Origin of the sequence: Knoellia aerolata DSM 18566 (assembly GCF_000768695.1) — a bacterium.
Lineage (GTDB): Bacteria > Actinomycetota > Actinomycetes > Actinomycetales > Dermatophilaceae > Knoellia > Knoellia aerolata.
Window position 1 is genome coordinate 23279 of sequence record NZ_AVPL01000044.1, and the last position, 6059, is coordinate 29337.

At 67.0% G+C, this 6059-nt stretch carries 8 protein-coding genes and 1 pseudogene; 5 read left to right on the forward strand and 4 right to left on the reverse strand.

Features of this window, described 5'->3' with window-relative positions; all coding sequences use genetic code 11:
- Positions 1 to 15: 15 nt before the first annotated feature.
- Both N801_RS21900 and N801_RS14080 read right to left on the reverse strand, forming a co-directional pair.
- Positions 16 to 492: pseudogene (locus N801_RS21900) on the reverse strand (FAD-dependent oxidoreductase); the annotation flags it as partial.
- Positions 485 to 1483 (reverse strand): alpha/beta fold hydrolase, encoded by a 999-nt coding sequence (locus N801_RS14080; RefSeq protein WP_052113054.1) that lies wholly within the window; start codon positions 1481 to 1483, stop codon positions 485 to 487. The gene N801_RS14080 and the pseudogene N801_RS21900, both read right to left, overlap by 8 nt.
- Positions 1484 to 1594: 111 nt before the next feature.
- Here N801_RS14080 and N801_RS14085 point away from each other — a divergent pair, with 111 nt between their 5' ends.
- Positions 1595 to 2014, forward strand: coding sequence for a winged helix-turn-helix transcriptional regulator (locus N801_RS14085; RefSeq protein ID WP_052113056.1), 420 nt, complete (start codon positions 1595 to 1597; stop codon positions 2012 to 2014).
- The gene (locus tag N801_RS19860) at positions 2011 to 2325 is read left to right on the forward strand and encodes a hypothetical protein (protein WP_156996781.1); all 315 of its coding nucleotides are present in this window, start codon (positions 2011 to 2013) and stop codon (positions 2323 to 2325) included. Before N801_RS14085 ends, N801_RS19860 begins: the two co-directional genes overlap by 4 nt.
- Here the strand turns inward: N801_RS19860 and N801_RS14090 are convergent.
- On the reverse strand, positions 2303 to 2635 hold the full coding sequence (locus tag N801_RS14090) for a cupin domain-containing protein (protein WP_035939038.1): 333 nt from the start codon (positions 2633 to 2635) through the stop codon (positions 2303 to 2305). The two genes, N801_RS19860 and N801_RS14090, sit on opposite strands and share 23 nt — an antisense overlap.
- A gap of 753 nt (positions 2636 to 3388) precedes the next feature.
- A complete protein-coding gene (locus tag N801_RS20780; protein WP_156996782.1) occupies positions 3389 to 3655 on the reverse strand; it encodes a hypothetical protein in 267 nt (88 codons plus the stop codon).
- Between the two features lie 135 nt (positions 3656 to 3790).
- Between N801_RS20780 and N801_RS14095 the strand changes: the two genes are divergently transcribed.
- Genes N801_RS14095 through N801_RS14105 form a run of 3 tightly spaced genes read left to right on the forward strand, consistent with a single transcriptional unit; the run spans position 3791 to position 5977 of the window.
- The gene (locus N801_RS14095) at positions 3791 to 4129 is read left to right on the forward strand and encodes a hypothetical protein (RefSeq protein ID WP_035939041.1); all 339 of its coding nucleotides are present in this window, start codon (positions 3791 to 3793) and stop codon (positions 4127 to 4129) included.
- A gap of 1 nt (position 4130) precedes the next feature.
- Positions 4131 to 5219 carry a hypothetical protein gene (locus tag N801_RS14100; RefSeq protein ID WP_035939044.1) on the forward strand — a complete coding sequence of 363 codons (1089 nt, stop codon included), beginning with the start codon at positions 4131 to 4133 and terminating at the stop codon, positions 5217 to 5219.
- Positions 5216 to 5977 carry an amino acid kinase family protein gene (locus N801_RS14105; protein ID WP_035939046.1) on the forward strand — a complete coding sequence of 254 codons (762 nt, stop codon included), beginning with the start codon at positions 5216 to 5218 and terminating at the stop codon, positions 5975 to 5977. The genes N801_RS14100 and N801_RS14105 overlap by 4 nt, the downstream gene beginning before the upstream one ends.
- Positions 5978 to 6059 lie beyond the last annotated feature (82 nt).

Here is a 6059-nt window from a genome sequence, read left to right on the forward strand (position 1 = left end):
GAAGGCGGCGTCCCTCACCCAGGAACGGACGCCGTCGGCGCCGACCACCAGGTCGTGGTCACGGGCCGAACCGTCGTGGAGGACCGCGTGGACCCGGGGGCCCCGGGGAGCGAGTTCTGTGACCGTGGTCCCCATCCGCACGGGGATCCCGTCGGCCAGCACCTCGTGGAGGTCACGGTGGCTGATGGCGACGCACGGCCCGACAGACACCCAGACCGATCGAAGGTCGACCTCGAGCAGCACGCGCCCGCGCCGGTCCAGGAACCGCTGCCGGGTGATGGGGCGGGCCAGGTCGAGGACGGCGTCCCGGACCTGCAGCGCACCGAGGGCCCGGACGGCATTGGCCGGCAGGTAGACCCCCGCGCCCGGGTGCGAACGACCGGCGACCTTCTCGACCACGTCGACGTCGGCGCCGCGCCGGGTCAGCGCCCGCGCCGTGGCAAGCCCCGCGATCCCACCGCCCACGACGAGCACGTGCTTCGGGTCAGCCATGGGTCTCCTTCCTCAGGAGGCGGTCGTCGAGCCGGGCGACGACGTCACGGTCGGTGGGGTGTGCGACGGACAGGGTGAAGCGCTCGACGAGTGCCGCCACCCGCTGGGGGTTCCCGAGTTGGGGCACGTGTCCGGCCGGCAGCAGCTCGAGGCGAGCGTCCGGGATCAACGCCGCCACGGCTCTGGCCTGCGTCACCGGCAGGACCGGGTCGTGGGTGCCACCGACCATCAGGGTGGGGACGGCCAGTCGGCGCAGGTCGTCCGCTCGGATGCGGGCTGCCGGTCGCGGGCCGATCGGCGAGAGGAGGGCACGGAACTCTGCGCCGTTCGCCGCGACCGCGAGCGGGTCCCGTGCCGCGTCGACGAGGGAGTCGAGCAGGTCGGGATGCCGCCGAATCGTCTCGCCCTCGCCCATCGACGACATCAGGCGCGACACCATCCGCCGGTTCGGTCTCACGGTTCGGCTGAGGAGGGTACCCACCACCGGCGTGGCCAACAGCCGGATCGGCACGGGGATGCGGCTGCCGGGCATGAGCGGCACCGAACCGAGCAGGACGAGTCCGCGCACCCGCTCGGGACGGGCCAGGGCATACCAGACCGCCCAGCTCCCCCCGCCCGAGGCGCCGACCAGCACCGCCGAGTCGACCCGAAGGCTGTCCAGGACCTCGTCGACGAACCGCACGGCAGTGTCCCGGAAGGACGCACGTGGGACGTCGACCGGCTCACTGAGTCCGAAGCCCGGTCGGTCGACGAGGACCGAGCGCACTGCCGTCAGGTGCTCGAGCAGCATGAGGTGCGAGAGGGACGACGTGTTGTTGGCGTGGAGGTGGACGGTGACCGGCCCGTCCCCGGCTTCGATGACGTGGACCCGCGCCGACCCGGCCCTGATGAAGCGGCCCTCGGCGCCGGCGGCACGGACCATCCGGACGTACCGTTCGTGCAGGGCGCTCGGGTGACTGCGGACCCGCGGTCCGCTCAGCTGTTCCGTCATGGCCACTCCTTCGTCGGGCTCGTCCCCCCGGAACGATCCGCCCGTCCTCCCACTCCCGACTAGTTCGAATCTCGCACCGGTCAGGGCCGCGCCCGGTGGGACACTGAGGGCGTGGGCTCGAGCGAGGTCGCCGGATACTGCTCGTTCACCAAGGCCATCGAGCACCTCGGTGACCGATGGAGCCTGCTCATCGTGCGGGAGCTGGGGGTCTTCGGACCGCAGGGTTTCAACGCTCTGGCGCTCGCGCTGCCGGGCCGGATCTCGCGCTCGGTGCTCGCCGATCGGCTGCGTCGTCTGGAGAGCCTGGGTCTGGTGTCGCACGCCGACGACGGCGCCGCGCATGCGGCATACCGTCTCACCGAGGTCGGGCAGGGTCTGATGCCCACGCTCGCCACGCTTCGAGACTGGGCGGACACGTGGCTGCCGGACGATCCCGACCTGCTGGACCGCGACCCGACGTCCTGCTCGCCTGGCTGGCGCAGCGCGCGGATCTCGACCGGGCCCCCGAGCGGCCCGTGGTCCTGGAGGTGAGGCTGCACCATCGGTTCGACCGGAGGTACTGGCTCGTGCTGCAGCAGGGGCAGGCGTACGGGTGCCTGACCGACCCGTTGCTGGACGGCAGTCGCTACGTGTACCTCGACTCCTCCCTGCCTGCGCTGCTCGCGATCGCGAGGGGGAGGAGGAGCTGGTCCGAGGCCTTCGACGACGGCTCCGTGCGGGGCAGCGGCAACCCTGACCTGCTGCGCCGGGTGCCGCCGTGGTTCGTGCCCGCCGCGAGCACGGCGCGCTCGGTGCGCGCGGCGCGCGGGTCCGTGGACCTCAGCGGTGCTTGGCCACCGTGAGGAGGACCGCCGAGTCCTCCAGTGCCTCGAGGCCGTGCCGGGCGGGAGGCACGACGAGCAGGTCGCCGGGAGAGCCCTCCCAGGACTGGTCGCCTGACACGAGCCGCACCCGACCGAGCAGCACGTGCACGGTGGCCTCACCCGGGTTCTCGTGCTCGTCGAGGCGGCGACCCGCCGCCAGCGCGATCACCGTCTGGCGCAGGACATGTTCGTTGCCGCCGTAGACGGTGTCCGCCCCACGCCCGCTGGACGCCTGCTGGGCAATCTTGAGCTGCTGCCGGGCCAGGGCGGTGAGCGACGTCTTCTCCATGTCCTGACCCTGCCACACCTTCCCGGCCGGGGTACGCGACCAAGGATGGGATGGGCGGGGACCAAGGATGGGGGCCTGGATGACGCAACGGGAGAAGGACTCAGGTGGTCGTGGTGGCCAGGGACGGGGTCGAACCGTCGACCTTCCGATTTTCAGACAGAGACATAAGGGCAGGTCAGCAGGGGGAGAGGGCTGGCGTGCAACTTCTCGTGCAACTTCTCGGCAGTGTATGAACTGCGGGAGTGGCTCCATTACGTGAAACACGGTCGTCAAGGGGGCACCCCGTAATTGGTCCGCCGCGATTTGTCCAGCGCCGGTCCGGTAGACGCGCTCCCAGACCCCGCCCGACAGGCGAGATTTGTCGTCAGCCTCTGGCGCCGTCTGGGATGGATGAGCAGCATCGAGCGCAACTCCTATGGGTGGCCAAGGCCAGTGCACGCTGACATTGCTGCACCTCGGAAAAGGGGGGGTCTGCGCCGAGGCGACGAGGTGTGTTTTCAAACGATGGCCTGGGGGCGGCGCGCGAGGTCGTCGTTCCCGATGACGCAAGAGCGCGGGTCCTCCCTCGCGAGCCGACCAGGGCTCGACGAGCTGCGGCCTTTCGTCCAAGTGGTGATCGCGGTCAACGCGTCCACCGCAGCCTCGATGGCGCCCGGAGCAGGTTCTGCCGTACGGCCCTGACCACGACCGGCCCTGGGAGATGGCCAACGATGGGATGCCACGGCAGGACGGGGGTATCGGCGGAATGAGAGTTCAGAATCGGAGCGGCAAGACATACTCAATGCCACGTTCGTCGCGGACGAAGACCTTGTAGCCCCGCTGCCGGAACTCGGCCACCTCGACTGCGAGCCGGACGGCATCCCTCACGAACGACTGAGGGGGCAAGCCTGTGAGGTCCGCGCCATGCATGACCTTCTGGAGGGCACTGCCGCTGAATGAGGTCGAGATTTTTCCACTCACGGTGGTGGGCTCGCGGTCGTCGACCTCAGGAGGTGTACCTGCGCCCGTAGTGGTTGTCATACCCCGAACCATACGAGAAGAGAGACTGTGTAGCGCCCTAATCACCAATGAACGTCATTATTTCGGCGCCTAAAGGGGGAATATTTGCCCACATACAGGCATCTTTAGTCCGTACTGTCGCACTAGAGTCTCCTTATGGGCAAGAAGGCGCGCCGGGTCGCGGACGAGACCCCCGTCGCAAGCTACGAGCTGCACACCTTGGATCCGGACGTCGAGCCGACCCGGGTCGCGGACCCTTGGGACGCACCCACCCGAGTGGCCTACCTGGTGGTCTTGTTTCTCGCGCTGTCGGTTTTGGCTCTCGTGGTGGGCATGGCCGGCCTCGGTATGTTCCCTGACGGCGCGGTCATCCCTGTAGTGATCGGGGACGTGATCCTCGCGACTCTAGGCCTCGCGGTTCTCTCGCCGTCCCGATCGGTGCGGCTCATCAAGGCGCTATCGGCCGTCCGTGGTGTGTTCAAGGCAGGTGAATGACATGGCCGCCAAAAAGACGCGGGCTGCGCGCCCGTCACATGATGCCGTCACGACGTTTCTGGCGACTGTTCCCCCTCGCTCTTGGGACCTCCTCCGTGTAATGAGGGAGCTCGGGGATGCAGCTTCGTTCGAGAAAGTCGGAAAGCTGTCGGGAGGCTTGGACAAGAGGAGCGTCGCGACGGCCCTGACTCAACTCGACGCGACGTACAGGGCGATGACTACCGACGGGAAACTGCTGGTTCTGGTGGGCCGGCACTACGAGCTAACTCCGGCTGGCGAGGCAGTGGCAGACGAGCTAATCGAGGCCCGAGTGCACTTCGCTGACCTCCTCCGCGGCACCTCCACAAAGCACCGTGAGGCATGGGTTCCCGTCACCAACGAGTGCATCAAGTATCTGCCGGCCCTGAAGAAGCAGGTTGCCCGTATGGACGCCGATATCCAACTGCACGCATCGCCTTACCGATCCACCGATCTGCAGCCAGGTAGCGAGCCGGTCCAGGCAGGTAAGCCACGCGGCCCGCGCCATCACGCGTTGTACTCGGCGTGCATTGACATTGGGCAATTGACTCCGGGTGAGGTCAGCAAAGTCGACGTCTATGCCGGTGGGCCGACCAGCGTCGTTGTTATCGAGGAGCCGCAGCCATTCAAGGTGCTCGCCCACCGGAATCTCTTCCCGCACACCGCATCAGTTTCGATTCAGGACCTGTGGGACCTCGACGGCGGCCTCATTGTGCCCGAGGGGGGTGCTGTCCGAGATTTGCTTGACGGGCTCGAGGGTGGCTGGGAACGTCGCCGCCCGTACCAAGGTTCGACCGACTTGGAGACCGGTTTGCAGTGTCTGACCACGGAGAGCCTGGTCGATTCTCCCGCGCTAATCGTTCACGGCCAAGGCAGGTTCGACCACCTCACAAATGACGGATACCGCTTGTACGAGCTCTCCGGAACTGGCGGCCGGCGAGCCGTCACTGGGATGTACCAGCGCGACGACTTGGCGGAGGCGCTGCTGGACGGGAAACGGAAGATCTGGAGCACGATATGGCAGGCGGCCAGCGATTTGTGGCTCGAGCCCAAGGAGGGTGTCGCGCGATGAAGCCGGCGATCGTTGTCAAACTCAGCGGGGCTGCCCTAGGGGCCGATCGTCCTATCCGTACGGCTGCGTTCCAACAGATCGCCGCGCAGTTGGAGACGATCCAACGGCTTGGCCACCGCGTCGGAGTCGTGGTGGGCGGAGGGAACATCTACCGTGGAAGTGAAACAGTCAACTCGGGGGAGTTCGACGACCTGCTGCCCGAGCAGCGCGACAACTTGGGCATGCTCGCGACTGCCTTGAACGCACAGGGGTTGGTCTATGCGCTGCAGCGCCGAGGCTTGCCAGTGCGCCTCATTGCACTCCCGGGGGTCGCGGCCCCCTTGGGGCAGCCGTGGAAAAAGGATGACTTGGCTGCAACAACGGACATCGTCGTTGTCGGCGGCGGCACCGGTGTCTCGGGGGTTTCTTCCGACGTAGCGGCGCCCCTCCTAGCTCGAGACTTGGGAGCCCCCCTAATCATTGTGTCGAAGCATAACGTCAGTGGCGTCTACACTTCCGACCCGAACATTCAGCGGCCCGGATCTCCGCCTGCCCGCTTTCTTGAGGAACTGACCGCTCAGGATGCCCTCGATATGGGCCTTTTGATCATGGATCGAAAAGCTCTCGAATTGTGCCAAGAGTTCGGCTGCATCGTCCGCGTCGTAAAGGCGAACGATGGCCACTCCCTCCTCCAGGCGGCACGCGGTGAGCGGATTGGTTCGACTGTCCGCCCGGCGCCACAGCTCGCCGCTGACCTGTTCGTCGAGGCGGTCGTCTGACTGACATCCTTATCCTGGACGCGATCAGTGCCGACCATCTACCGAACTTTGACGGCTCTTCCCAGATGAGGGTGTAGGTCGG